Here is a 25,473-nt window from a genome sequence, read left to right on the forward strand (position 1 = left end):
CGGGGAAGGAGGCGGCATGCAACTGCTCCAGCTGGTCCAGGACCAGGTGCGTTTGGGGATTCCTCTGCCCTGGGGCATCCGCGATGCGCACGGCAAGCTCCTGCTGGCGAGAGGCCAGGTGCTGACCGACCCCGGCCAACTGGCCACGCTGCTCACACGCGGCGCCTTCGTCGACGAAGAAGAGATGAAGGCCGCACGCCGGCGCGAGGCCGACACCCCCAGCGAGAACCCGTTCGGCCTGTGGGAACACCTGTCCTTGCGGCTCGCACACGTATTGCGCTCGTCGTCCAGCGAACCCAGGTTTCCAGACCGCATCGCCGAGCTGGCGCGGCAACTCGTCACCCTCGCGCGCCAGGACGCCGACATCGGCATCTACCTGATCCTGCGACAGGACCCGAATCGGCACGCGCTCTACGGCGTCACCCACTCGGTGCATGCGGCGCTGGTGAGTCTGCTGATGGCGCAGCGCCTCGGCTGGGATGAAGCGCGCATCTCGACGCTCGTGCGAGCCGCACTGACCATGAACATCGCGATGATCGATCTGCAGGGCCGGCTCGCCGCGCAGGCGCTGCCCTTGACCGAAAGCCAGCGCGCGCTGGTGCAGGGCCACCCGATGGCCGGGGTGGAGATGCTCAGGGCGGCCGGCGTCGACGATGCCGAGTGGCTGCGCGCAGTCGGTGAACACCACGAACAGCCGAGCGGCGCCGGCTATCCGCTGGCCTTGCAGGAGGTGTCGGAGCCGGCCCGCTTGCTGCACCAGGCCGACGTCTTCACGGCCCGGATCAGCGCACGTGCCGGCCGGCCGGCACTGCCGGCCAATCACGCCGCGCGCGAGCTGTTCATCGAGGGCCAGGGCGACGCACTGGCCGCCGCGCTGATCAAGGAGTTCGGGATCTATCCGCCGGGCTGTTTCGTGAAGCTGCAGTCCGGCGAGACTGCCGTCGTGGTGCGCCGCGGGGCCAACGCGAGTGCTCCACTGGTGGCCTGTCTGACCAACCGCACCAGCGACGCACTGGTCGACCCGGTGCGTCGCGACACGTCGCAGCGAGAGTTTGCGATCGTCGGGATCGTGCCCGACAAGGACGTGCTGGTGCGCTTGCCGGCGGAGAAGCTCTATGGCTTCAAGCCGCTCTGAGGATGCATCGAAACGCCGTCAGGCCTTGCCCTGGTTCGCCACCGCGGCAGCCGCCTTTGCCGCCGCTTCCGCGTCGCCCAGGTAGTAGTGCCTGATCGGCTTCAGGTCGGCGTCGAGTTCGTACACCAGCGGGATGCCGTTGGGAATGTTCAGCCCGACGATGTCGCTGTCGGAGATGTTGTCGAGATATTTCACCAGCGCGCGGATGCTGTTGCCGTGCGCGGCGATCACCAGCCGCTGGCCCGACTTGATGGCCGGCGCGATCGTCTCGTTCCAGTACGGCAGCACGCGTGCCACGGTGTCCTTCAGGCATTCCGTCAACGGGATGTCCGAAGGCGCGAGCTTCGCGTAGCGGATGTCCTGGCGCTGGCCGCGCGGGTCGTTCGCATCGAGCGCAGGCGGTGGCGTGTCGTAACTGCGGCGCCAGACCAGCACCTGCTCGTCGCCGTACTGCTTCGCGGTCTCGGCCTTGTTGAGGCCCTGCAGCGCGCCGTAGTGACGCTCGTTCAGGCGCCATGAATTCACCACAGGCAGCCAGGTGCGGTCCATCTGGTCGAGCACGTGCCACAGCGTCCAGACCGCACGTTTCAGCACCGAGGTGTACGCCACGTCGAAGTCGTAGCCTTCGGCCTTCAGGACGCGACCGGCCTCCTTGGCCTGCTCGACGCCGGTGGGCGTCAGATCGACGTCGGTCCAGCCCGTGAAACGGTTCTCCAGGTTCCAGGTGGACTCACCATGACGGATGAGCACGAGCTTGTACATCGAAGACCTCCTGAGGTGTGTAGGGGTGCGAGGGCCCGCCCAAAAGCCCGGAATTCTATAATCCGCGGCCGTTACAGACCCTCAACAATCGTTCGGGCTTTCTCAGTGAAATTCTTCATCGACAACTGGATCCTCATCCTCGCCGCTTTCGTCTCCGGAGGCCTGCTGGTGTGGCCGATGGTCGCGCGTGGCGGCCGCGGTGGCAGCATCAGCGTTGCGCAGGCGGTGCATCTCATCAACCGCGAGAAAGGCGTCGTCGTCGACGTCAGCGACCCGGCCGAATATGCGGCCGGCCATGTCGCCGGTTCTCGCAACGTCCCTTTCGGCAGCCTGGAGAACTCCAAGGAGCTGCCGTCCAACAAGTCCCTGCCCATCGTCCTGGTTTGCCCGACCGGCGCGCGCGCGTCCCGTGCGGCCGCTACGCTGCGCAAACTGGGCTACGAGAAAGCGGTGCCGCTGACCGGCGGCGTTGCGTCGTGGCGCGAGGCCAATCTGCCGATCGAGAAATCGGCCGCCTGAAAATGAGGACTGCCGCATGCAAGCCGTGAAGATGTACACCACGCTGGTCTGCCCCTACTGCCAACGCGCCAAGATGCTGCTGAAGCAGCGCGGTGTCGCCGAGATCGAGGAGATCCGCGTCGACCTCGACCCGGTGCAGCGCGAAGCGATGATGAACATGACCGGCCGGCGCACGGTGCCGCAGATCTTCATCGGCGACACGCATGTCGGCGGTTGCGACGACCTGATCGCGCTCGACCAACGCGGCGCGCTGACGCCGCTTCTCGAAGGTCAGGCCTCCTGAGAACGAGGCGCGCCGAGCCATCGCGCGGCTCGGACATAATGCGCGATTGCAGCCCGCACCACTTCGGTTGCGGGCTTTTTCGTTTGAGGAAGACGTTCACACCATGGCCGATCAAGACAACAACCCCGTGTTCCAGATCCAGCGCGTCTATGTGAAGGACTTGTCGCTCGAGCAGCCCAACTCGCCGCAGATCCTGCTGGAGCAGGAGCAGCCCCAGGTCGACATCAACCTGGGCCTCGAAGCCCAGCCGGTGGCCGACGGCGTGTTCGAAGTCTGCGTGGTGGCAACCGTGCACACCAAGGTCAAGGACAAGACCCTGTTCCTGGTCGAGGCCAAGCAGGCCGGCATCTTCGAGATCCGCAACATCCCCGAAGACCAGATGAACCCGATCATCGGCATCGCCTGCCCGCAGATCGTCTACCCCTACCTGCGCGCCGTGGTCGCCGACATGGTCTCGCGCGCCGGGTTCCCGCCGGTGCATCTGGCCGAAGTCAACTTCCAGGCGATGTACGAAGCCCAGCAGCAACAGCAGCAGGGCGGCAACGGTGGTTCGCCGATCATCACCAACGCCTGATCTGCGCCGGTTGCCCCGATGAACATCACCGTTCTGGGGGCCGGCGCCTGGGGGACGGCGCTCGCCGCCAGCACGGCGTCGCGGCACCCCACCATGCTGTGGGCGCGGGATCCCGAGCAGGCTGCGCACATGCGGGCCTTGCGCCGCAACGAGCGCTACCTGCCCGAGGCCGGGTTGCCCGAGGCCTTGCAGGTGACCCCCGATTTCGGCGCCGCGCTGGCACACGCGCGCGATGGCCTGCTCGTGATCGCCACGCCGATGGCTGCGCTGCGCGAGATGCTCGCGAGCGTCCCGGAGCATGCAAGCGTCTGGTGGCTGTGCAAGGGTTTCGAGGCGCGCACCGGCTTGCTGGGCCACGAGGTCGCGCGGGAAGTGCAGCCGGGCGCGCGTGCAGGCGTGCTGTCCGGGCCCAGTTTTGCCGTCGAAGTGGCCCGCGGGCTGCCGACGGCACTGGTGGCTGCGACCACCGATGCGGCGCTTGCCGAAGCGGCCGTGCAGGCCTTTCACAGCGACTCGCTGCGCGTCTACACGTCGGCCGACCCGGCCGGTGTCGAGGTGGGTGGAGCGGTCAAGAACGTCCTCGCGATCGCAACCGGCATCGCCGACGGCATGGGGCTTGGCCTCAACGCACGTGCCGCGCTGATCACGCGTGGCCTGGCCGAGATGACCCGCCTGGGCCTTGCGCTCGGCGCGCGCGCCGAAACCTTCATGGGCCTGAGCGGCCTCGGTGACCTGGTGCTCACCGCCACCGGTGACCTGTCGCGCAACCGGCAGGTCGGGTTGAAGCTGGCCGGCGGGCAATCCCTGTCGCAGATCCTGACCGAGCTCGGCCATGTCGCCGAGGGCGTCTACAGCGCACCGACGGTGCTGCAGCGTGCACGTGAGTGGGCGGTCGAGATGCCGATCACCGAGGCGGTCGTGCAGGTGCTCGACGGCCGCTTCACGGCTCGGCAAGGCCTGGAGTATCTGATGGGTCGCAGCGCGCGCTCGGAGTGGTGAGCTCGACGCACAACGCAAGGACACAAGGAGACTTCGATGCAACGTCGTGAGCTGTTGAAGAGGGCCGCCGCCGGCTCTGCGGTGATCTGCTGGCCCGCGGTGGCGCAGGCGTGGCCGGCGCGCACGATCAAGCTGGTCGTGCCGTTCCCGCCGGGGACGTCGCCGGACCTGATCGCGCGCGTGATCGCCGAACCGCTCGCTGCGTCGCTCGGACAGTCCATCGTGGTCGAGAACCGCCCCGGGGCAGGCGGCAACATCGGTACCGGGCAGGTCGCCAAGGCACCGGCCGACGGCTACACCTTGCTGTTCACGATCCAGGGGCCGCTGGTGACGGCGCCGCTGCTCAGCAAGAGCCTGCCCTACGACCCCGCGAAAGAACTGGTGCCGGTGTCGCTGGTCGCCACCAGCCCCAATGTGCTGGTGGTGTCGCCGCAGCTCGGCGTCGAGACCCTGGCTGATTTCGTGCGCGTCGCGAAAGAGCGCCGCGGCCAGCTCAACTACGGCTCGGTCGGCAACGGCAGTGCTTCGCATCTCGCGATGGAGCTGTTCAAGGCCCGCGCTGGCATCGACCTGGTCCACGTGCCGTACCAGGGCTTTCCGCAGGTGGTCAACGCGATCCTCGCGGGCCAGGTGCAGGCCGGTTTCATGGTGCCCGGCATCGCGATGGGGCAGGTACGAGCCGGCAAGCTCAAGGCGCTCGGTGTCACGACGCTCGGCCGCAGCGCCGCACTGCCGGAGATGCCGACCTTCGCCGAGCTGGGCCACGCCGGCTTCGAGGCCATTTCATGGCAGGCGGTGCTGGCCCCGGCCGGCACGCCGAAGCCGGTCATCGACCGGCTCAGTACCGAGCTGGTGCGCATCATCAAGAGCGACGAGGTGCGCGGCAGGATGCTCGCGCAGTACTTTAGCGCGGCCGGAACCGCGCCTGAGGCGTTGGCGAACCTGATGAAAAACGAGCGCGAGAGCTGGGGCCGGGTGATCAAGGCCGCCGGGGTTCAGCCGGAGTGAGCCGGGACCCGGGCCCTACCCGCCGCCTGCATAGCCGTTCTGCCGCCACGCCTCGAACACTACCACCGCCACGGTGTTCGAGAGATTGAGGCTGCGCTGCCCCGGGCGCATCGGCAGGCGCACGCGCTGCACGGCCGGGAACGAAGCACGCAGGTCTGGCGCGAGCCCACGCGTCTCCGAGCCGAACACCAGCCAGTCGCCCGGCTGCCATGCCACTTGTGCAAAGGGCCGGCTGCCCTGCGTCGTGAATGCGAACAGGCGTTGCGGATCGGGGTGCTGCGCCTCGACGAAGGCAGCCCACGAGGGGTGGCGCCGCACGTCGGCGTACTCGTGATAGTCCAGACCGGCACGCCGCATCAGCCGGTCTTCCATCGAAAAGCCCAGCGGCTCGACGAGATGCAGCTCGCAGCCGGTGTTGGCCGCCAGGCGGATCACGTTGCCCGTGTTGGGCGGAATCTCTGGTTCAACGAGCACGATGCGGAACATGGCCCGCGATTATCGGCGTATGAGTCGTTCAATCGAGCGGAGTGCGGGTGACGACCCACACCTGAACCCCGGCAGCGCCCGCCTGCAGCAGCGTGCGCGCCAGCTCGCCGGCGGTCGCGCCAGTGGTCATCACGTCGTCGACGATCGCCACCTGCCGACCGCGCAGCGCACCGAGCCTTCGCGGCTGGACCGCGAAGGCCCCGCGCAGGTTGCTCTGCCGCTGCGGCAGCGACAGATCGATCTGGTGCGCCGTGTCTCGCAGCCGCAGCAGCCAGTCGGCATGTGCCGGCAGACCCAGCCTGCGCGCCAGCCAGCGGCTCAGCTCCCAGGCCTGGTTGTAGCCGCGCTCGGCCAGTCGGGCGCGGGACAACGGCACGGGCAATATCAGATCCGGCGATACCGGGTTGCCGGCACGACCTTGCAGCGCGGCGAACAGCCGCTGCGCCAACGGCTCGACGAGGTCGAGCCCGGCGTGGAACTTGAGGTCGGCGACCAGCCGGCTCCAGGGATAGTGGTGGTCGGCTGCCGCCACCGCGAGCATGAAGGGCGGTGGGCGCCTCAGGCAAGCACCGCAGGTCGACATGCCATCGGGCACGCGGGCTGCGCAACGCAGGCAGCGTTGCACCTTCGGCGCGAAGCGCGCAATGCAGGCAGGGCACACGCGTTGCGCCTGCCAGGTGAGGCACACGGCGCAGAGGCTGGGCAGCGACTTCAGCAGTGCCGAGGGGTTCAGCAGGCTCGTGAACATAGTTCTCCGTGAAGGGAGGCCCGGGCCGTTCCTGCACCCGTCGCCCACAGGGCGGCCGTGCGCTCAATATACTGCGGGGCCCATGCCGACTTCCTCCCGCATCTTCGACCCCGTTGCCACAGCCGCATGGTGGCGCTCGGGCGCCGAGGCGCCGTGGCTGCACGGCGAAGTCGCGCGCCGCATGTCCGGGCGGCTGGAGATCATGAAGGCGCGTCCACGGCATGTGCTCGACTGGTGGAGTTCGCGCTCGGCGAGTCGCGAGCTGTTGCGCGAGCACTATCCGCAGGCGGAACTCACTGCAGTCGAGCCCACCGACGCAGCGCGCGACGCGTGGATCGCCGCGCAGCGCCGACCCTGGTGGTCGCCGTCGCACTGGGCCAAGGGGCCGTCTGCGCTGGCCGAGCCGCAAGCCGGTGCCGCCGCAGCCGAGCTGTTGTGGGCCAACATGGTGCTGCATTGGGCCGCCGACCCCGCGCAGATGATCGCCCGCTGGCACCAGGCGCTCGCGGTCGACGGGTTCCTGATGTTCTCGTGCTTCGGGCCGGACACCGTGCAGGAACTGCGTACGCTGCATGCACGTCACGGCCACGGTCCGGCTGGCGCCGAGTTCGTCGACATGCACGACCTCGGCGACATGATGGTGCAGGCCGGCTTCGCCGACCCGGTGATGGACATGGAGCACATCACGCTGACCTGGGAGACGCCGGAGCAGGCGCTGGCCGAGTTGCGCACGCTCGGGCGCAACACCCATCCCGGGCGGCACGCCGGGCTGCGCACACCGCGCTGGAAGGCAGCGCTGCTCGAGCAATTGGCGGCCGGTGCATCACGCGTCGCGATCAGCTTCGAGATCGTCTACGGCCATGCATTCAAGGGCGCTCCACGTGCGTCCGCCGGCGGCGAGACACGTGTGCCGCTGGCCGACATGCGGGCGATGGTGCGCTCATCGCAACGGCCGCGGTGAGCGGCTGCAAGCCATTCGCCGAAGACTGCACACGAGACGCTTCTGATCTTCGTCAAGGCCGGTTGTGACGGGTCTTTGCGCTGCGCTAAAATCCTTCGGTTTGGTTGGGTAGGTTCCGCAGTCGTTACAGCCTCGGACTTGTCCGGCCCAGGTGACTGGAGCAGTAGCACCGTGGCGACCGTCGCTTCACCCATGCCCGTGCCTGGCCCTTTGCGGTTCGGGCAGGTCGTCCGGCAGGGCGACTGCGAGTCGGGCACGCAGTGGGGCGTGGAGTGGGTCCTCAAGCGCAACTGCTCCATTTCTCCGCGGCAGTTGATGGCGGTGTACGCCTCTCTGTGCGTGGTGTCCTTCGGCATTGCCTCCTACTTCTGGGCGCACGGCGCCAGGGTGGTGATGTTCTTTGCCTGGGTCGAACTGCTCGGGGTGGCCGCGGCGATGCTGCTCTATGCGCGCCATGCTGGCGACCGCGAGCGCGTCGCTCTGCAATCGGGCCGCCTGGTGGTGGAGCGTTGCGACGGCAGCAGGACCGAGCGGGTCGAGTTCGACCCCCGCCGGGTGAGGGTCGAGTGCCCGGACCATGCGGAGGCGCTGATCGTGTTGTCGGCGCGCGGAACGAGCGTGGAGATCGGGCAGCACGTGAGGCCCGGACTGCGCGCTCGCCTGGCCGAAGAATTGCGCACCGCGCTGCGCGACGCTGCCGTCCTTCGTGACGAAGGGTGGTCAGCGCAGCGCCGGTGAAGAGAGTTTGAAAACTGAAGTGACCACGATGAAGACCATGAAAGCTCTTTGGCACAAGGTGGGGCAGGCGAGCCTCGGGTTGGGCGCGGCGCTTGCCACCACCTGTGCGATGGCCGTCAACGATCTGCCGGGCGGCCCCGCGGTGCGTCAGCTCGACATGCATCCGCCGGTCACGCGGATCGCCGAGGAGCAGCAGTACCTGCACTACATGATGCTGTGGATCTGCGGGGCGATCTTCGTCGCGGTGTTCGGCGTGATGTTCTATTCGATCATCAAGCACCGCAAGTCCAAGGGCGCCAAGCCGGCCAACTTCCACGAGAGCGTGAAGGTCGAGATCGCGTGGACGATCGTGCCCTTCCTGATCGTGATCGGCATGGCGCTGCCCGCCACCAAGGCGGTCGTCGCGATGAAGGACACCACCAACGCCGACATCACGATCAAGGCGACCGGCTACCAGTGGAAATGGGGCTACGACTACTTGAAGGGCGAGGGCGAGGGCATTTCCTTCGTCTCGACGCTCGACACCGCCCAGCGGCAAGCCTCCGATGCCGGCCAGCCGGTCGGCGACGATTACCTGCTGAAGGTCGACAATCCGGTGGTCGTGCCGGTCGATCGCAAGATCCGCGTCGTCACCACCGCCAATGACGTGATCCACGCCTGGATGGTGCCGGCGTTCGGCGTCAAGCAGGACGCGATTCCCGGCTTCGTGCGCGACACCTGGTTCCGCGCCGAGAAGGTCGGTGACTACTACGGCCAGTGCGCCGAGCTGTGCGGCAAGGAGCACGCCTACATGCCGATCCACGTGAAGGTGCTGTCGCAGCAGGACTATGCGGCCTGGGTCGAGACCAAGAAGAAGGAAATCGCCGCCAAGGCCGACGACCCGAGCAAGGTTTGGGAACTCGACGCTCTGGCCGCCCGCGGCGAAAAGGTCTACGCCGCCAACTGTGCGGCCTGCCACAAGCCCGACGGCACCGGCGCCGGCCCGATCAAGCCGCTGGTCGGCTCGCCGATCGTGCTCGACGCCGACAAGGCCAAGCAGCTCCGGATCGTGCTGCACGGCGCAGCCAACGGCGCGATGCCGCCGTGGAAGCAGCTGTCCGACACCGAGATCGCTGCGGTGATCACCTACACGAAGAACGCCTGGTCTAACAAGACGGGCCAGATCGTTCAACCGTCCGAAGTCGTGGCCGCCCGCCAGTGACGCAAGCAGTATTCGAAAGGAACCGACGATGAGCGCAGTTCTCGACCCCCACGGTCACGCTGCGGGCGACCATGCCCACGATCATGCGCACGACCATCCGCACGGGTGGCGTCGCTGGGTCTTTGCAACCAACCACAAGGACATCGGTACGCTGTACCTGCTGTTCAGCTTCACGATGCTGATGGTCGGCGGCGTCCTCGCGCTGCTGATCCGGGCCGAGCTGTTCCAGCCCGGACTGCAGATCGTCAACCCGCAGCTGTTCAACCAGTTCACCACGATGCACGGGCTGATCATGGTGTTCGGCGCGATCATGCCGGCCTTCGTCGGCTTCGCGAACTGGATGATCCCGCTGCAGATCGGCGCGTCCGACATGGCGTTCGCGCGGATGAACAACTTCAGCTTCTGGCTGCTGATCCCCGCTGCCGTCATGCTGGTGGCGTCGTTCTTCATGCCCGGCGGCGCCCCGGCGGCCGGCTGGACGCTCTATGCGCCGCTGACGCTGCAGATGGGCCCCTCGATGGACGCCGGCATCTTCGCGATGCACATCATGGGTGCCTCGTCGATCATGGGCTCGATCAACATCATCGTCACCATTCTCAACATGCGCGCCCCCGGCATGACGCTGATGAAGATGCCGATGTTCGCCTGGACCTGGCTGATCACCGCCTACCTGCTGATCGCGGTGATGCCGGTGCTCGCGGGCGCGATCACGATGACGCTGACCGACCGCCACTTCGGCACCAGCTTCTTCAACCCGGCCGGCGGCGGCGACCCGGTGATGTACCAGCACATCTTTTGGTTCTTCGGCCACCCCGAGGTCTACATCATGATCCTGCCGGCCTTCGGCATCGTCAGCCACATCGTGCCGGCGTTCGCGCGCAAGCGCCTGTTCGGCTACACGTCGATGGTGTACGCGACCGCCTCGATCGCCATCCTGTCGTTCATCGTGTGGGCGCACCACATGTTCACGACCGGCATGCCGGTGACCGGCCAGCTGTTCTTCATGTACGCAACGATGCTGATCGCGGTGCCGACCGGCGTGAAGATCTTCAACTGGATTGCCACGATGTGGCGCGGCTCGATGACCTTCGAGACGCCGATGCTGTTCGCGGTCGGCTTCATCTTCGTGTTCACGATGGGCGGCTTCACCGGCCTGATCCTGTCGGTGGCGCCGGTTGACATCCAGCTGCAGGACACCTACTACGTCGTGGCGCATTTCCACTACGTGCTGGTGGCGGGCTCGCTGTACGCGCTGTTCGCCGGCTACTACTACTGGGCTCCTAAATGGACCGGCGTCATGTACAGCGAAACCCGCGGCAAGATCCATTTCTGGGGTTCGTTGATCACCTTCAACGTCACCTTCTTCCCGATGCACTTCCTCGGGCTGGCCGGCATGCCCCGCCGCTATGCCGACTATCCGATGCAGTTCACCGACTTCAACGCGCTGGCCAGCGTCGGCGCCCTGGGCTTCGGCCTGATGCAGGTGTACTTCTTCGTCTTCATCGTGCTGCCGGCGATGCGTGGTCAGGGCCAGAAGGCGCCGCAGCAGCCCTGGGAGGGCTCGGAAGGCCTGGAGTGGGAAGTGCCGTCGCCGGCGCCCTTCCATACCTATGAAAATCCGCCCAAGCTGAACGCCAGCGCCACCAAGGTCATCGGCTGAAGATCGCCGCGAAAGGCCTGCCATGACGACTCCCGACAAGAAGAAGCAGAACCTGCGGCTGGCGCTGATCCTGGCGTCGGTCGTGGCCGCGTTCTTCGTCGGGTTCATCGTGCGCATGGCCTTCTTCGGCGGTTGATCGGGCCTTTGCGCAGTACGGTCACACCATGAGCACACCTGCCGCACCGAGTGAACGACGCGACAACCGCCGCATGCTGGGCAAGCTGCTCGTCGTCGTCGCGATGATGTTCGGCTTCGGCTATGCGCTCGTGCCGATGTACGAGGCGATCTGCAACGCGCTCGGCATCAACGTGCTCTCGCTGAGCGAGCGCCTGATCCCGGGCATGTCGCACCGGGCCTCGCCCAACACGCAGGTCGACACCTCGCGCACCATCACGGTCGAGTTCGACGCGAATGCCCGTGGGCCGTGGGATTTCAAGCCGGCGACGCGCTCGGTGACGGTGCACCCCGGCGAGCTCGCCACCGTGATGTACGAGTTCCGCAACGTGCAGGACCGCACGATGGCCGCGCAGGCGATTCCCAGCTATGCGCCCAAGCAGGCCACATCGCACTTCAACAAGCTGGAGTGCTTCTGTTTCAGCGAGCACACGCTCAAGCCGGGCGAATCCAAGCAATGGCCGGTGGTGTTCGTCATCGACCCAAAGCTGCCGCGCGACGTGACGACGATCACGCTGTCGTACACCTTCTTCGAGGTTGGCGGCAAGGTGCCGCCTGCACCCGAGGGCCAGAACGCCGCAAAGGCCGGGACGCAGGAGCCACGCACATGAGCGGCCACCGTCCCGAAGCCGAGCTGAAGTCCGTGGTGGCGCGTAAGGGCTCGTTCCTGCAGACGATGAAGGCGGTGGCGTGGTCCTTCTTTGGCGTGCGCAAGTCGTCCGAGTACGAGAAGGACGTGAGTCAGTTGAATCCGGTGCACGTGATCATCGCGGGCATCCTCGGCGCAGCGGTCTTCGTCGTGGTGTTGATCCTGCTGGTGCGATGGGTGATCGGCAGCGGCGTGGCAGGTTGATTTGTTGAAGCGAGCGGCAGGGCGGTGTGCCCGCGAGCATCTCAAGACAGACAAGAGTCAGGTTCATTAGGAGAAAACATGTCGGCAGCGACGCATCAAGGCAGCACGCCTTACTACTTTGTGCCCGGGCCCTCGCGGCACCCGGTCATGGCCGCGATCGGCCTGTTCTTCGTGATTCTGGGCGCAGGCCAGTGGATCAACGGCCACGGCTGGGGCGCCTACTCGCTGCTGTTCGGCCTGCTGTGGTGGGCCTTCGTGCTGTACCAGTGGTTCGGTGAGGCGATCCGCGAAAGCGAGGGCGGCCTCTACAGCGACCGCATCGACGTGTCGTTCCGCTGGAGCATGGCCTGGTTCATCTTCTCCGAAGTGATGTTCTTCGGCGCCTTCTTCGGCGCGCTGTTCTGGTCGCGCCTGTACACGCTGCCCGTGCTCGGCGACCTGGAGAACCAGCTGCTGTGGCCCGACTTCAAGGCCATCTGGCCCAGCTCCGCGCCGGGCACCGGTGCCACCGCGTCGCCGGCCGGCATCGTCGAGCCGTTCCAGATCATGGGCCCCTGGCCGCTGCCGACGATCAACACCGCGCTGCTGCTGACGTCGGGCATCACGCTGACGATCGCCCACCACGCGCTGCGCGAGGGCCATCGCGCCAAGACCATCGCCTTCATGTGGATCACGGTGCTGCTGGGCATCACCTTCCTGTTCGTGCAGGGCTATGAGTACGCCCATGCGTACCAGGACCTCAACCTCAAGCTGAGTTCGGGCATCTACGGCTCGACCTTCTTCATGCTGACCGGCTTCCACGGTTTCCACGTGTTCGTCGGCATGCTGATGCTGTTGTTCATCACGCTGCGCCTGATGAAGGGCCACTTCACGCCCGAGCGTCACTTCGGCTTCGAAGGTGCGGCGTGGTATTGGCACTTCGTCGACGTCGTGTGGCTGGGCTTGTACGTGCTGGTCTACTGGATGTGAGCGGGGGCGGTACGCCGCCCTTTGCAGACGACACATCGAGAACGACAAACGCCGCATGACGCGGCGTTTGTCTTTTATCGGGAAGAGCCACGACTCACCGGACGATGGGCACGCCGGTGGGCTGTATCCAGCCAAGCTTGTAGCTCAGCAGGATGCAGACGAACAGCAGGACCGACAGCCCGACGCGCAGCGCGAGCGCACGTACCATGTTGCTGGTCTTGGGCTTGCCGTTGCGGCCGTCTCGCATCATGAAGACAAGGGCTGACGCAAGGCTCGCGATGATGAGAACGAAGGCGAGGCCGACAAGGATTTTCATGCGGCGATTATCCTCCGCACCCCTGACGCACATGTCCGAGTCCCACCCACATTCCTCCTGGCGGCGCTGGGTCGTGCTCGCTGCGGCCCTCGCCGGCATCGCAGTGACTGCCTCGCTCGGTCGCTGGCAGCTTGGCCGCGCGGCGCAGAAAGAAGCGTTGCAGGCGGCGATCGACAGCCGGTCGCGCTTGCCGGCGGTCATGCTGAACGAGACGAGCCGGCCCAGCGATGCCGATCCGGCCCTGTTGCACCGCCCCGTGATGTTGCATGGGCACTGGGTGGAGCAGCACACCGTCTTCCTCGACAACCGGCAGATGAACGGCCGGCCGGGTTTCTACGTCGTCACGCCGCTGCAGTTGAGCGGTCGCAGTGATGCGGTGCTGGTGCAGCGCGGCTGGGCTCCGCGCGACGTGCAGGACCGCACCCGTCTGCCCAAGGTCCCGACGCCGGCCGGCGACGTGCGCCTGGAAGGCCGCATTGCCCCGCCGCCCGCCAAGCTATACGAGTTCGACGGCACAGCATCGGGCCCCATCCGGCAAAATCTCGACCTTGCGTCTTACGAGCAGGAGATCGGCACGTCCTTGTGGCCGGTTTCCGTCGTCCAGACCGCGGTGGCGAACGGTGGGCCCGACGACGGCCTGCTGCGCGAGTGGCCCGCGCCCGCGGTGGACGTTCACAAGCACTATGGGTATGCGTTCCAGTGGTTCGCCATGAGTGCGTTGATGGCAGGTTTGTATGTCTGGTTCCAACTCCTCCGCCCCCGGCTCCGCGGCGCGCGCTGATGCGGCGACGCCGGAGCCGCTGAGCTTCACGGTGCACAGCATGCCGACGCCGGCGGTGGAAGACGATCGCCGCACCCGCGTGGGACGCTTCAAGATGCTGTTGGTGCTGCTGGTCTGCGCTGCGCCGGTGATCGCGTCGTACTTCACCTACTACGTGATCCGGCCCGAGGGCCGCACGAACTACGGTGAACTGATCCTCCCGCCGCAGCCGATGGCCGAGCTGCCGCTGCAAGACCTGCAGGGCCGACCCGTGCCCGCTGCGTCGCTGAAGGACCAATGGCTGCTCGTCACGGTCGCCGGTGGCGCCTGCGATGCGGATTGCGAGCGCAACCTCTACCTGCAGCGTCAGTTGCGCGAAACGCTGGGCAAGGACCGCGACCGTCTCGACAAGGTCTGGTTCGTCACCGATGACGCCGCCGTGCGTGCATCAGTGCTGCAGGCCATCACCGGCGCGCAGGTGCTGCGCGTGCCGCGACAGGCGCTGGCATCGTGGCTTGCACCTGCCGCGGGCCACCGGCTCGACGACCATCTCTACGTCGTCGACCCGATGGGCAACTGGATGATGCGTTTTCCGGCCGACGCCGACCCGGCGAAGATCAAGCGCGACCTGTCGAAGCTGCTGCGAGCCTCGCAGCACTGGGACCGCGCGGGGCGCTGACGGACACCGCCATGGAATCGCAGGCGCTCTACGACCTCACGCCGATCGTTCGCATGGCCCTGTTGGGCATCGTGATCGCGCTCGGCCCGCTCGCCTGGGTGTGGTTGCGCACTCGCCGCGCGGCGCCCGCGCAGCGGCTGGCCGCGTTGACCCTGCTGACGCTGTTCCTGACCTTCGATCTGGTGCTCTTCGGTGCCTTCACGCGGCTGACCGATTCGGGTCTCGGCTGCCCCGACTGGCCGGGGTGCTATGGCAGCGCCAGCCCCTTCGGTGCGCACCAGGAGATCAGCTCGGCGCAAGCCGAGATGCCGACCGGACCGGTCACGCACAAGAAGGCCTGGATCGAGATGGTGCATCGCTATCTCGCCACCGGTGTCGGCGTGCTGATCACCGTGATGGCCGTGGCAAGCTGGCTGCTGCGCCGGCACATCGCCTTGTCGCCGTGGTGGGCGAGCGTGACGCTGGTGTGGGTCTGCGTGCAAGGTGCCTTCGGCGCACTCACCGTCACCTGGAAGCTGTACCCGGCCATCGTCACGGCGCACTTGCTGGGTGGGCTGATGCTGGTCGCACTGCTGACAGCGCAGGCGCAGGTCTTCCGCGGCCGTCGGCTGCAGTTGCCGCCCGGCGTGCACCGGCTGGCCTGGGCCGTGTTCGCACTGGTCTGGCTCCAGGTGGCGCTCGGCGGCTGGGTCAGCACGAACTACGCGGTGCTCGCCTGCCGGGGTTTTCCGGCCTGCAACGGCAGCTGGTGGCCGGCCATGGACTTCGAGCACGGCTACACGATCGCGCGCGAGCTCGGTGCCGGCCGCGACGGTGGCTACCTGCCGTTTGCGGCGCTCACGGCGATCCACTACACGCACCGCCTCGCGGCCTATGTGGTTTTCGTCGCCATCGGCCTGCTGGCATGGCGGCTGCTGGCCATCCAGGGGCACGAGCGGCAGGCGCGGCGCTTTGCATGGGCGCTGCTGGGTTGCGCCGCCTGGCAGTTCGGTACCGGATTGAGCAACGTGGTGCTCGGCTGGCCGCTGCCCGCCGCCGTGAGCCACACGGGAGGGGCCGCAGTGCTCGTCGGCGTGCTGACCGCCCTGCTGACCCGCACCCGGCTGCGCCGCATCGCTGCGAGTCCGTCGCCCGCCACCGGCACGGCCCGGCTCGCGTCCTAGAATCGACCGCTTCCCCACCCTGTCCGCCATGTCTGGATCGATCGCCAGCTCCCACACCCTGCCGTCGCGCGTCGCACAGTTCTACGCGTTGACGAAGCCGCGCGTGGTGCAGCTGATCGTGTTCTGTGCCGTGATCGGCATGTTCCTCGCGGTACCGGGCCTGCCCGACCTTGGCGTCGCTCTGGCGGCGACCGCCGGCGTCTGGCTGGTCGCGAGCGCCGCCGCCGCCTTCAACTGTCTCGTCGAGCAGCACATCGACGCGAAGATGGCGCGCACCGCCTGGCGCCCGACCGCCAAGGGCCAGCTCACCAACACGCAGACGCTGGTTTTCTCGGGCGTGCTGTGCGGCGCCGGCATGGCGGTGCTCTATGCACTGGTCAATCCGCTGACGATGTGGCTGACCTTCGGCACCTTCGTGGGCTATGCCGTCATTTACACGGTGGTGCTCAAGCCTCTGACGCCACAGAACATCGTCATCGGCGGTGCTTCGGGCGCCATGCCGCCGGTGCTCGGCTGGGCTGCAATGCGCGGCGACGTCGGCCCCGAAGCGATGATCCTGTTCCTCATCATCTTCCTGTGGACCCCGCCGCATTTCTGGGCCCTGGCGCTCTACCGCGCCGAGGACTACCGCAAATCCGGCCTGCCGATGCTGCCCGTGACGCACGGCTCCGAGTTCACGCGGCTCAATGTGCTGCTCTACACCTTCGTGCTGTTCGCTGCCACCTTGCTGCCTTTCATCTACGGCATGAGCGGCTGGCTCTACCTGGGCGCGGCCATCGTGCTCGGCGGCTGGTTCATTGCCTACGGCTGGCGGTTGTGGCGCAACTATTCCGACCCGCTCGCGCGCCGCACCTTCCGGTTTTCCATCCTGCATTTGTCGCTGCTGTTCGCAGCCTTGCTGATCGACCACTACACGAGGCCCTGGCTGGCATGAAACGACGTCACCTTCTTCTGCTTGCCGGTGCATCGGCGGTGTTGGCTGCCTGCGACCGTGCCGGCGCACCCGGCGCCAGCGGCGCGAAGTTCCACAGCATCGACATCACCGGCGCCGAATACGCCCGCGACTTCAAGCTGACCGATCAGCACGGGCAGGAGCGCACGCTGGCCGACTTCAAGGGCAAGCTGGTGGCCGTGTTCTTCGGCTTCACGCAATGTCCCGATGTTTGTCCGACCGCACTGGCCGAGCTGGCGCAGGTCAAGCAGGCGCTGGGACCTGACAGGGACAAGCTGCAGGGCGTGTTCATCACCGTCGACCCCGAACGCGACACGCCCGAGTTGCTGAAGGCTTACATGGGCAACTTCGATCCGGGTTTCGTCGCGTTGCGCGGCACGCCGGAGCAGACGGCTGCGGTGGCCAAGGAGTTCAAGGTGTTCTACGCGAAGGTGCCCGGCAAGACGCCCGGCAGCTACACGATGGACCACACCGCCGGTGTCTACGTGTTCGATACGCAGGGCCGCATCCGCCTTTTCACGCGCCATGGTTCCGGTGCCCAGGCGCTCACCGAGGACATGAAGCAACTGCTGCAGGCTGCTTGATGCCACCGCAGGAAAGGCCGGCACTTCCGAGTTTCCGGCAGGCTTTCCTGTTCTGGCTCAAACTCGGCTTCATCAGTTTCGGTGGCCCCGCAGGGCAGATCGCCGTGATGCACCAGGAATTGGTCGAGCGCCGGCGCTGGATCTCCGAGCATCGCTTCCTGCATGCGTTGAATTACTGCATGGTGCTGCCCGGCCCCGAAGCCCAGCAGCTCGCGACGTACATCGGCTGGCTGATGCACCGCACCTGGGGCGGCATCGTGGCGGGCGGTCTGTTCGTGCTGCCGTCGCTGTTCATCCTGACCGCGCTGTCGTGGGTCTACCTCGCGTATGGTCACACGTCGCTGGTCGCCGGACTGTTCTACGGGATCAAGCCGGCGGTCACCGCCATCGTGCTGCACGCGGCCTGGCGCATCGGCTCCCGGGCGCTGAAGAGCAGTGCGCTGTGGGCGATTGCAGCGGCTGCCTTCGTGGCGATCTTCGCGTTCAACGTGCCGTTTCCCTTCATCGTGCTGGCCGCGGGCCTGATCGGTGCAGCCGGCGGGCGTTGGGCGCCCGGACACTTTGCGATGGGCGGCGGCCACGGTGCCGCGAAAGACGGTTACGGGCCGGCAGCGATCGACGGCGACACGCCGACGCCGCCGCACGCCCGCCACCGCTGGGGCCGCTTCGCAGCTGTCGCGGCAATCGCCGTGTTGCTGTGGGGGGCAGCGATGGCGGCATTGGCGGCCGGCTTCGGCGGCTGGCAGGGCACGCTCGCGCAGATGGGCTGGTTCTTCACCAAGGCTGCGCTGCTGACCTTCGGCGGCGCCTACGCCGTGTTGCCCTACGTCTACCAGGGCGCCGTCGATCACCACCAGTGGCTCACCGCGGCGCAGATGATCGACGGCCTCGCGCTCGGCGAGACCACCCCCGGCCCGCTGATCATGGTGGTGGCCTTCGTCGGCTTCGTCGGCGGCTGGACGAAGGCGGTGCTCGGCCCCGAGGCGCTGTTCCTGTCCGGCGCACTGGCGGCCACGGTGGTCACCTTCTTCACCTTCCTGCCGTCGTTCGCCTTCATCCTGCTCGGCGGCCCGCTGGTCGAGTCGACCCACCAGAACCTCAAGTTCACCGCGCCGTTGACGGGGATCACCGCCGCGGTGGTCGGCGTGATCCTGAATCTGGCGTTGTTCTTCGCCTACCACGTGTTGTGGCCCGAAGGGCTGGGCGGGCGCATCGAGACTGCCAGCGCGTTGATCGCAGTCGCTGCAGCGTTGGCCTTGTTCCGTTTCCAGCGCGGCGTGATGGAAGTGATCGGCGGCTGCGCCTTGGCCGGCCTCGCGTTGAGGTGGGTGTTCGGTGCCTGACGGCCCCTGCTTGCCGGCGCGCCCGTTGGCGCGGCGGAGTCGACGGCCCCCGGCAAGGCCATGAAAAAAGCCGCCCGGAGGCGGCTTGCTCGTGGGTAGAGGCGACGACGCTCGAGCTCAAGCCGCGTAATCGGCCAGCGCCTTGCGCATCTTCTTCATGGCCGCCACTTCGATCTGGCGGATGCGCTCGGCACTGATGCCGTAGTCGGCCGCCAGCTCGTGCAGCGTCATGCCCCCCGAACCGTCGTCGTTGACCTTCAGCCAGCGTTCCTCGACGATACGGCGGCTGCGGTCGTCCAGTGCCTGGAGCGCAAGGGCCACACCGTCGGTTGCCAGCACGTCGCGGCGCTGGGCTTCCATCACACGGGTCGGCTCGCTGCCTTCGTCGGCCAGATAGGTGATGGGCGCATAACTTTCCTCGCCGTCGTCGATCGTCGGCTCCAGCGCCACGTCCCCGCCCGACAGGCGGGTTTCCATCTCCATCACCTCTTCGCGCTTGACATTCAGCTCGCGCGCGACCGTATCGATCTCGCGGTCGGTCAGCGTGGTGCGATGGGTGTCGCCCTCGGCGGCTTCTTCCTTCAGGCTCTGTTTCATCGAGCGCAGGTTGAAGAACAGCTTGCGCTGGGCCTTGGTGGTCGCAACCTTGACCATGCGCCAGTTTTTCAGGATGTACTCGTGGATCTCGGCCTTGATCCAGTGCAGCGCATAGCTGACGAGACGCACGCCCTGTTCCGGGTCGAAGCGCTTGACGGCCTTCATCAGGCCGACGTTGCCTTCCTGGATCAGGTCGCCGTGGGGCAGGCCGTAGCCGAGATACTGGCGCGACACCGACACCACCAGGCGCAGGTGCGACATCACGAGCTTTCCGGCGGCTTCCAGGTCGTTGTGCTCGCGGAACTGGCGGGCGTAGCGAGTTTCCTCTTCCTGAGTCAGCATCGGGAGACGATTGACGGCCGAGATGTACGCGTCCAGGTTGCCCAGCGAAGGCACCAGGGCCCAGGGATCACGGACAGTCAGTGCAGTAGCGGGTGAGACGTTCATAGAAGCCATAGACATCCAGAACCTCCTTTCGTTCCGCAAATATTAGCACTCGATATGGGTGAGTGCTAAAAGCTTCGCTCGAAGCCTTCGATCAGCGCAAGCTATCGGAGTTTCTTGCTTCAATAGGTGAGGCTCGTTGGGTGTGGCCGGTGGGGGCGGCAGCCTTCATGCCGACCCGCTTTGCCGCGGCACCATGAAGGATTACCGCTCGACACGGCGCACCGGCTCATATACTGTACGTTCATACAGTATCCATGACCATGCAAGCGCCCTCCCTGCAGCCGGCCGAGCCGGCTTCTTTGTCTGTGTCGTTGCCCTCGGGCGTCGAGATGCTGGCCGAGCGTGGTTGCCTGTGGCGCGGGGACGCCCTGGGCGGGACAGCCGGGCGTGTGCTGCCCACCGGCCACGAGATGCTGGACCGTGAACTTCCTGGCGGGGGGTGGCCGTGCGGGGCGCTGACAGAGGTGCTGCTGCCGCCGGGGGCCGGCTGTGAATGGCGCCTGCTCGGCCCGGCGCTGGGGCGGCTGGCCGAGAAGGGCGGCGCCAGTGTCCTGATCGGTGCGCCGAAGGGCACGGCGCCGCACATGCCGGGTCTGGCATTGACCGACCTGGACCCCGCCGCGCTGGTCTGGGTGGCTGTCGATACGCCGGCCCAGGCCTTGTGGGCCGCCGAGCAGGCCCTGCACTGCCGGCAGACGGCGGCCGTGCTGCTGTGGCTGCCGCAGCCGGCGCGGCCCCAGGCTTTGCGCCGCCTGCAGGCCCATGCCCAGCAGGCGGATGCGCCGTTGTTCATGTTTCGCCCGCAAGAGGCGCAGCAGCAGTCTTCGCCGGCACCGCTGCGGCTGTGGGCGGCGCCTGCACAACCCTGGAGCCTGCAGGTGCGGCTGCTGAAGCGCCGCGGCCCGACGCACGAAGGCGTGCTGGAACTTTCCACGTTGCCGCCGCGCATGTCGGGGGTGCTGGCCAGCAGGCTGCGCGGCATGGTGGCACCGGCGTCCGTTGTTCCACCCGTCGAACCACAGGAGCACAGCAATGCCGTACTGGCTGGCCCTGATCACGCCGTCGAGCCCGTGGCCGGTTGACGCCCGCCGGGCACCTGCCGAACCCGCGCACGACGCTGTGCAGCAGCGCGCGATCGGCTGCTGGGCACTGCAGTTCACGCCGCGCGTGGTGTTGCTCGACGAAGCCGTGCTGATGGACGTACAACCCAGTCTGCGCCTGTTCGGTGGTGCACAGGCCCTGTGCCTGCGTGTGCAGCGCGAGGCGCGCGATCTGGGCTGCGAGGCGATGGCGCGGGCCCCGACGGCCCTGGCGGCCCTGGCTTTCGCGCGCAGCGCGCCGCCGAGCACCCGTGCCCCCTGGCGCCAGCGGCTGGACGCCATGCCGCTGGCGGCCTTGAGCGCTGCCGCCGAACACGAAGCCCTGCTGGAGCGTCTGGGCTGTCGCACCTTGGGCCAGGTGCATGCGCTGCCTCGGGCAGGCTTGAGCCGCCGTTGCGGCGCGGCGCTGGTCGAAGCGTTCGACCAGGCCTACGGCGAGCGGCCTGAGAGCTTCGACTGGCTGGCGCTGCCGGAGGTGTTCGACGCCCGGCTCGAACTTCCGGGCCGGGTCGAGGCGGCCGGCGCACTGATGTTCGGCGCCCGTCGCCTGCTGCTGCAGATGTGCGGCTGGCTCACCGCCCGCCATGCGGGGGTGCGGCACTTCGTGCTGCACTGGCGGCACGACTTCCATCGCCCCGGTGTCGACGATGCCGGCGCCCTGGAAGTGCGCGTGGCCGAATTGACGCGCGAGCCGGATCACCTGTGCCGACTGCTGAGCGAACTGCTGGCCCATGTGCCCCTGGCCGGCCCGGTCGGCGAACTGGGCCTGCGGGCCGACGAGGTCGAGCCGCTGGTGCCCGAAAGCCGGGGCCTGGCGCTGGACGCCAGTCGCGCCGTGCGCGAAGGCGCATCCCTGGCGCAGTTGCTGGAGCGGCTGTCGGCGCGCCTGGGGCAGGAGCGGGTGCTGCGGCCGGTGCTGTACTCGGACCACCGGCCTGAGGCGATGCAGCGCTGGGTGCCGGCCGCTGAATGGCAGCCCGCGAGCCGCCCACCGGCGATGCCGGAAGGGCTGCCGCTGCCCGGCTGGCTGCTGGCGCAGCCCTTGCCGCTGCAGACGCGCCAGAACCGCCCGCACTATCACGGCACGCTGCAGCTGCTGGCCGGGCCGCATCGCATCGAAGCCGGCTGGTGGGCGGTGCAGCCCGGTGCGCCCGGTCGCGTGGCACGCGACTACTTCGTGGCATTCAACCCGCGGGCCGGGCTGCTGTGGATCTACCGCGAGCGCATGCCCGCCGGTACGGCCGGCTGGTTCCTGCAAGGCGTGTTCGGGTGAGGCGAGGCAGCCATGCACACCCCGCTGCCGGCCTATGCCGAGCTTCACTGCCTGACCAACTTCAGCTTCCAGCGCGGTGCGTCGCACCCGGGCGAGCTGGTGCGCAGGGCGCATGAACTGGGCTACCGCGCGCTGGCGGTCACCGACGAATGTTCGCTCGCCGGTGTGGTGCGGGCCTACCAGGCGCTGCTGGACCTGAAGGAAGAGGCGAAGGAGCAGGGCACCGAGCCGCCGGTGCTGCATCTGGTGATCGGCAGCGAATTTCGCGTCGATGCGCCGACGCCGTTCCGGCTGGTGGTGCTGGCGCGCAACCGCAACGGCTACGAAAACCTAAGCGAATTCATCACGCGGCTGCGCCGCAACAGCCCCAAGGGCAGTTACCGGCTGACATGGCCGCAGGTGATGCCATCGCGCCTGCGCGACTGTTTCGTGCTGCTGGTGCCCGACCGCCGGGCTTCGTCGGATGCCGTGTTCGCGCAGGCAGGGTGGCTGCGCAGATCTTTCGGCGACCACGGGAGGCTGGCCGTCGAGCTGCTGCGCGACATCGACGATCACGCGTGGCTGCACACGCTGCGGGAAGCGGGCCGGCTGGCCGGCGTGGCGCTGGTGGCGTCTGGCGACGTGCACATGCACGTGCGGTCACGCAAGCCGCTGCAGGACGTGCTGACCGCCATCCGGCTTGGTCGACCTGTGAGCGAATGCGGTACGGTGTTGCAACCCAACGCCGAACGTCACCTGCGCACGCGTCTGCGGCTCGCGCAGCTCTATCCGGCCGAGCTGCTGCAGGCCGCGGCGGACCTGGCCGCACAGTGCACGTTCAGTCTCGGCGAGCTGGCCTACGAATACCCCGAGGAAGTGGTGCCCCCGGGCGAGACGGCCGCGAGCTACCTGCGTCGCATGACCTACGAGGGCGCGCAGGATCGGTTCCCGCAAGGCGTGCCCGAGAAGGTGCGCGAACTGATCGAGAAGGAGTTGCGCATCATCGGCGAGAAGCGCTACGAGAAATACTTCCTCACGGTGTTCGACATCGTCCGGTTCGCGCGCGGGCAGAAGATCCTGTGCCAGGGGCGCGGGTCGGCGGCCAACTCGGCCGTGTGCTATTGCCTGCACATCACCGAGATCGACCCGGCGCGCATCAATACGCTGTTCGAGCGCTTCATCAGCAAGGAGCGCGACGAGCCACCCGACATCGATGTCGACTTCGAGCACCAGCGCCGGGAAGAGGTGATCCAGCACCTTTATCAGAAGTACGGCCGCGAGCGCACCGCACTCACCGCGACGGTGATCAGCTACCGCTCGCGCAGCGCGATCCGCGATGTGGGCAAGGCGCTGGGATTCGACGACACGCAGATCGACGCACTGGCGAAAAGCCACCACTGGTGGGACAGCCTGGAGGTGATGGCCGCGCGCCTGGCCGAGCTGGGATTGGACCTGAACGACCCCCGCGTACAGCAATGGATCGCGCTGACGCGGCAGCTGAAGGGCTTCCCGCGCCACCTGAGCCAGCACACCGGTGGCTTCGTGATCGCCAGGGGCAAGCTCAGCCGTATCGTGCCGATCGAGAACGCCGCGATGAAAGACCGCACCGTGATCGAGTGGGACAAGGACGATCTCGACACGTTGCGTCTGATGAAAGTCGACGTGCTGGCGCTCGGCATGCTGAGTGCGTTGCGGCGTGCGCTGGAATTCATCGCGCAGCGTCGCGGCCACCCGTTCCGGCTGCAAGACGTGCCCGACAAGGACCCGGCCACCTTCGACATGATCTGCCGCGCCGACACCATCGGCGTGTTCCAGATCGAGAGCCGTGCCCAGCAGAGCATGCTGCCGCGCCTGAAGCCGCGCACCTTCTACGACCTGGTGGTGGAGGTGGCGATCGTGCGGCCAGGGCCGATCCAGGGCGGCATGGTGCACCCCTACCTGAAGCGGCGCGAGAGGGAAGCCGAGCTCAGGTGCCAGGGGCTGCCGCCGACCGTGATCGAGGACGAGAAACTGCGCGAAGCCTTGGGCCGCACGCTGGGGGTGCCGATCTTCCAGGAGCAGGTGATGCAGTTGTGCATGCTGTGTGCCGATTTCACCCCTGGCGACGCGGACAGGCTGCGCCGTGCGATGGCGGCCTGGAAGCGCCATGGCAACGTGAAACCTTTCCACCAGAAGATCATTGCCGGCATGACGAAGAACGGCTATTCGGAGGAATTCGCCGAGCAGATCTTCAAGCAGGTCGAAGGTTTCGGCGAATACGGCTTCCCCGAGAGTCACGCCGCCTCCTTCGCGCTGCTGGCCTACGACAGCAGCTGGATGAAATGCCACGAGCCGGCAGCCTTCCTGGCGGCCATGCTGAATTCGCAGCCGATGGGGTTCTACTCGCCGAGCCAACTGGTGCAGGACGCGGGCCGCAACGGCATCGAGGTGCGGCCGGTGGACGTGCAGTACAGCGGTGTCGAGGCCGGCTTCGAGGATCTCGAGCCCGCGCCGCGCGACCGGCAACCGCCGGTGCGGCTGGGGCTGAAGTCGATCGGTGGCTTGCGCGAAGATGTCGCCGAGCGCATTGCCCAGGCGCGGGGCGACGGGCCGTTCGAGGACGTGCAGGACCTGGCCCGCCGGGCGCAGCTCGAGCCGGCCGACCTGAAGCGTCTGGCCGGCGCCGATGCGTTGCGCAGCCTGGCGGGGCACCGGCGCCAGCAGGTCTGGCAGGCTGCGGCATGGCAGCCGACGACTGCGCTGCTGAAAGATGCGCCGATGGCCGAGCCGCAGCTGGAACTGCTGCCCGCCGCCGAAGGCGAGGAGATCCTGTTCGACTACAGCTCGATGAAGCTGACGCTGCGCAGCCACCCGTTGCAGTTGCTGCGGCCGATGCTCGCGAAGCGGCGCCTGCTGACGTCGGAGGCGCTGCACGGCCTGCCCGACGGCCGGCTCGCGCGCGCCTGTGGCATCGTCACGATGCGCCAGCAGCCGGGCACGGCGAAGGGGACGATCTTCGTCTCGCTCGAAGACGAGACGGGCACCGTCAACGTGATCGTCTGGCCACGCGTGCGCGAGCGACAGCGGCGCGCGCTGCTCGAATCGCGCCTGCTGGCGGTGTCAGGCGTGTGGCAGAAGCAGAACGGCGTGTGCCACCTGGTCGCTCACCACCTGGAAGACCTGACACCGCTGCTCGGGCGGCTCGGCACCGCAAGCCGCGACTTCCACTGA

General features: G+C 67.3%; 28 protein-coding genes. 23 read left to right on the top strand and 5 right to left on the bottom strand.

What is annotated here, in order from left to right:
* Positions 1-16 precede the first annotated feature (16 nt).
* Entirely contained in the window at positions 17-1,135 is a 1,119-nt protein-coding gene (locus M8A51_RS04280; protein WP_251776884.1) for an HD-GYP domain-containing protein, read from the top strand.
* Between the two features lie 18 nt (positions 1,136-1,153).
* Here M8A51_RS04280 and gpmA read toward each other — a convergent pair whose 3' ends face one another.
* Positions 1,154-1,897: a 2,3-diphosphoglycerate-dependent phosphoglycerate mutase gene (gpmA, locus tag M8A51_RS04285; protein WP_251776885.1), complete on the bottom strand. Its 744-nt coding sequence runs from the start codon at positions 1,895-1,897 to the stop codon at positions 1,154-1,156.
* Positions 1,898-2,002: 105 nt separating this feature from the next.
* Between gpmA and M8A51_RS04290 the strand changes: the two genes are divergently transcribed.
* The 5 genes from M8A51_RS04290 (at position 2,003) to M8A51_RS04310 (ending at position 5,280) form a co-directional block, all read left to right on the top strand.
* Positions 2,003-2,416, top strand: coding sequence for a rhodanese-like domain-containing protein (locus M8A51_RS04290; RefSeq protein ID WP_251776886.1), 414 nt, complete (start codon positions 2,003-2,005; stop codon positions 2,414-2,416).
* 16 nt (positions 2,417-2,432) lie between these two features.
* Positions 2,433-2,699 (top strand): glutaredoxin 3, encoded by a 267-nt coding sequence (grxC, locus tag M8A51_RS04295; protein ID WP_251776887.1) that lies wholly within the window; start codon positions 2,433-2,435, stop codon positions 2,697-2,699.
* 103 nt (positions 2,700-2,802) lie between these two features.
* The gene (gene secB / locus M8A51_RS04300; RefSeq protein ID WP_251776888.1) at positions 2,803-3,273 is read left to right on the top strand and encodes a protein-export chaperone SecB; all 471 of its coding nucleotides are present in this window, start codon (positions 2,803-2,805) and stop codon (positions 3,271-3,273) included.
* Positions 3,274-3,291: 18 nt separating this feature from the next.
* Positions 3,292-4,272, top strand: coding sequence for an NAD(P)H-dependent glycerol-3-phosphate dehydrogenase (locus M8A51_RS04305; RefSeq protein ID WP_251776889.1), 981 nt, complete (start codon positions 3,292-3,294; stop codon positions 4,270-4,272).
* 36 nt (positions 4,273-4,308) lie between these two features.
* On the top strand, positions 4,309-5,280 hold the full coding sequence (locus tag M8A51_RS04310) for a Bug family tripartite tricarboxylate transporter substrate binding protein (protein WP_251776890.1): 972 nt from the start codon (positions 4,309-4,311) through the stop codon (positions 5,278-5,280).
* Positions 5,281-5,295: 15 nt separating this feature from the next.
* Here the strand turns inward: M8A51_RS04310 and trmL are convergent, their stop codons facing one another.
* Both trmL and M8A51_RS04320 read right to left on the bottom strand, forming a co-directional pair.
* Positions 5,296-5,766, bottom strand: a complete 471-nt coding sequence (gene trmL / locus M8A51_RS04315; RefSeq protein WP_251776891.1) for a tRNA (uridine(34)/cytosine(34)/5-carboxymethylaminomethyluridine(34)-2'-O)-methyltransferase TrmL — start codon at positions 5,764-5,766, stop codon at positions 5,296-5,298.
* A gap of 28 nt (positions 5,767-5,794) precedes the next feature.
* On the bottom strand, positions 5,795-6,514 hold the full coding sequence (locus M8A51_RS04320; protein ID WP_251776892.1) for a ComF family protein: 720 nt from the start codon (positions 6,512-6,514) through the stop codon (positions 5,795-5,797).
* An 82-nt stretch (positions 6,515-6,596) separates the two neighbouring features.
* Between M8A51_RS04320 and M8A51_RS04325 the strand changes: the two genes are divergently transcribed.
* From M8A51_RS04325 to M8A51_RS04360, 8 genes are all read left to right on the top strand, one after another.
* Positions 6,597-7,475 (top strand): methyltransferase domain-containing protein, encoded by an 879-nt coding sequence (locus M8A51_RS04325; protein ID WP_251776893.1) that lies wholly within the window; start codon positions 6,597-6,599, stop codon positions 7,473-7,475.
* 267 nt (positions 7,476-7,742) lie between these two features.
* Positions 7,743-8,213, top strand: a complete 471-nt coding sequence (locus tag M8A51_RS04330) for a DUF2244 domain-containing protein (protein WP_251776894.1) — start codon at positions 7,743-7,745, stop codon at positions 8,211-8,213.
* Positions 8,214-8,250: 37 nt separating this feature from the next.
* Entirely contained in the window at positions 8,251-9,414 is a 1,164-nt protein-coding gene (gene coxB, locus M8A51_RS04335; protein WP_251776895.1) for a cytochrome c oxidase subunit II, read from the top strand.
* Between the two features lie 28 nt (positions 9,415-9,442).
* On the top strand, positions 9,443-11,074 hold the full coding sequence (ctaD, locus tag M8A51_RS04340; protein WP_251776896.1) for a cytochrome c oxidase subunit I: 1,632 nt from the start codon (positions 9,443-9,445) through the stop codon (positions 11,072-11,074).
* 22 nt (positions 11,075-11,096) lie between these two features.
* Positions 11,097-11,210: a cytochrome oxidase small assembly protein gene (locus tag M8A51_RS04345; protein WP_251776897.1), complete on the top strand. Its 114-nt coding sequence runs from the start codon at positions 11,097-11,099 to the stop codon at positions 11,208-11,210.
* 28 nt (positions 11,211-11,238) lie between these two features.
* Positions 11,239-11,859, top strand: coding sequence for a cytochrome c oxidase assembly protein (locus tag M8A51_RS04350; RefSeq protein ID WP_251776898.1), 621 nt, complete (start codon positions 11,239-11,241; stop codon positions 11,857-11,859).
* Complete coding sequence (locus M8A51_RS04355) at positions 11,856-12,101, top strand: DUF2970 domain-containing protein (RefSeq protein WP_251776899.1); 246 nt, start codon at positions 11,856-11,858, stop codon at positions 12,099-12,101. Before M8A51_RS04350 ends, M8A51_RS04355 begins: the two co-directional genes overlap by 4 nt.
* 78 nt (positions 12,102-12,179) lie before the next feature.
* Positions 12,180-13,070, top strand: a complete 891-nt coding sequence (locus M8A51_RS04360; RefSeq protein WP_251776900.1) for a cytochrome c oxidase subunit 3 — start codon at positions 12,180-12,182, stop codon at positions 13,068-13,070.
* 94 nt (positions 13,071-13,164) lie between these two features.
* Here M8A51_RS04360 and M8A51_RS04365 read toward each other — a convergent pair whose 3' ends face one another.
* A complete protein-coding gene (locus M8A51_RS04365; RefSeq protein ID WP_251776901.1) occupies positions 13,165-13,386 on the bottom strand; it encodes a twin transmembrane helix small protein in 222 nt (73 codons plus the stop codon).
* A gap of 31 nt (positions 13,387-13,417) precedes the next feature.
* Between M8A51_RS04365 and M8A51_RS04370 the strand changes: the two genes are divergently transcribed.
* From M8A51_RS04370 to chrA, 6 genes are read left to right on the top strand one after another with little or no spacing between them, the layout of a single operon-like run.
* Positions 13,418-14,167, top strand: a complete 750-nt coding sequence (locus M8A51_RS04370) for an SURF1 family protein (protein WP_251776902.1) — start codon at positions 13,418-13,420, stop codon at positions 14,165-14,167.
* A complete protein-coding gene (locus tag M8A51_RS04375) occupies positions 14,121-14,825 on the top strand; it encodes an SCO family protein (protein WP_251776903.1) in 705 nt (234 codons plus the stop codon). Before M8A51_RS04370 ends, M8A51_RS04375 begins: the two co-directional genes overlap by 47 nt.
* An 11-nt stretch (positions 14,826-14,836) precedes the next feature.
* A complete protein-coding gene (locus M8A51_RS04380; RefSeq protein ID WP_251776904.1) occupies positions 14,837-15,988 on the top strand; it encodes a COX15/CtaA family protein in 1,152 nt (383 codons plus the stop codon).
* A 28-nt stretch (positions 15,989-16,016) separates the two neighbouring features.
* Entirely contained in the window at positions 16,017-16,922 is a 906-nt protein-coding gene (gene cyoE / locus M8A51_RS04385; protein WP_251776905.1) for a heme o synthase, read from the top strand.
* Complete coding sequence (locus M8A51_RS04390) at positions 16,919-17,524, top strand: SCO family protein (RefSeq protein ID WP_251776906.1); 606 nt, start codon at positions 16,919-16,921, stop codon at positions 17,522-17,524. Before cyoE ends, M8A51_RS04390 begins: the two co-directional genes overlap by 4 nt.
* Positions 17,524-18,867, top strand: a complete 1,344-nt coding sequence (gene chrA / locus M8A51_RS04395) for a chromate efflux transporter (RefSeq protein WP_251776907.1) — start codon at positions 17,524-17,526, stop codon at positions 18,865-18,867. Before M8A51_RS04390 ends, chrA begins: the two co-directional genes overlap by 1 nt.
* Positions 18,868-18,984: 117 nt before the next feature.
* Here the strand turns inward: chrA and rpoH are convergent, their stop codons facing one another.
* Positions 18,985-19,920, bottom strand: a complete 936-nt coding sequence (gene rpoH / locus M8A51_RS04400) for an RNA polymerase sigma factor RpoH (protein ID WP_251777042.1) — start codon at positions 19,918-19,920, stop codon at positions 18,985-18,987.
* 251 nt (positions 19,921-20,171) lie between these two features.
* Here rpoH and imuA point away from each other — a divergent pair, with 251 nt between their 5' ends.
* Genes imuA through M8A51_RS04415 form a run of 3 tightly spaced genes read left to right on the top strand, consistent with a single transcriptional unit; the run spans position 20,172 to position 25,473 of the window.
* Complete coding sequence (gene imuA, locus M8A51_RS04405; protein WP_251776908.1) at positions 20,172-20,993, top strand: translesion DNA synthesis-associated protein ImuA; 822 nt, start codon at positions 20,172-20,174, stop codon at positions 20,991-20,993.
* A complete protein-coding gene (locus M8A51_RS04410; protein ID WP_251776909.1) occupies positions 20,944-22,284 on the top strand; it encodes a Y-family DNA polymerase in 1,341 nt (446 codons plus the stop codon). The genes imuA and M8A51_RS04410 overlap by 50 nt, the downstream gene beginning before the upstream one ends.
* A 12-nt stretch (positions 22,285-22,296) precedes the next feature.
* Positions 22,297-25,473 (top strand): error-prone DNA polymerase, encoded by a 3,177-nt coding sequence (locus tag M8A51_RS04415; RefSeq protein ID WP_251776910.1) that lies wholly within the window; start codon positions 22,297-22,299, stop codon positions 25,471-25,473.

The organism is Caldimonas mangrovi (genome assembly GCF_023721835.1).
GTDB classification, from domain to species: domain Bacteria; phylum Pseudomonadota; class Gammaproteobacteria; order Burkholderiales; family Burkholderiaceae_C; genus Caldimonas; species Caldimonas mangrovi.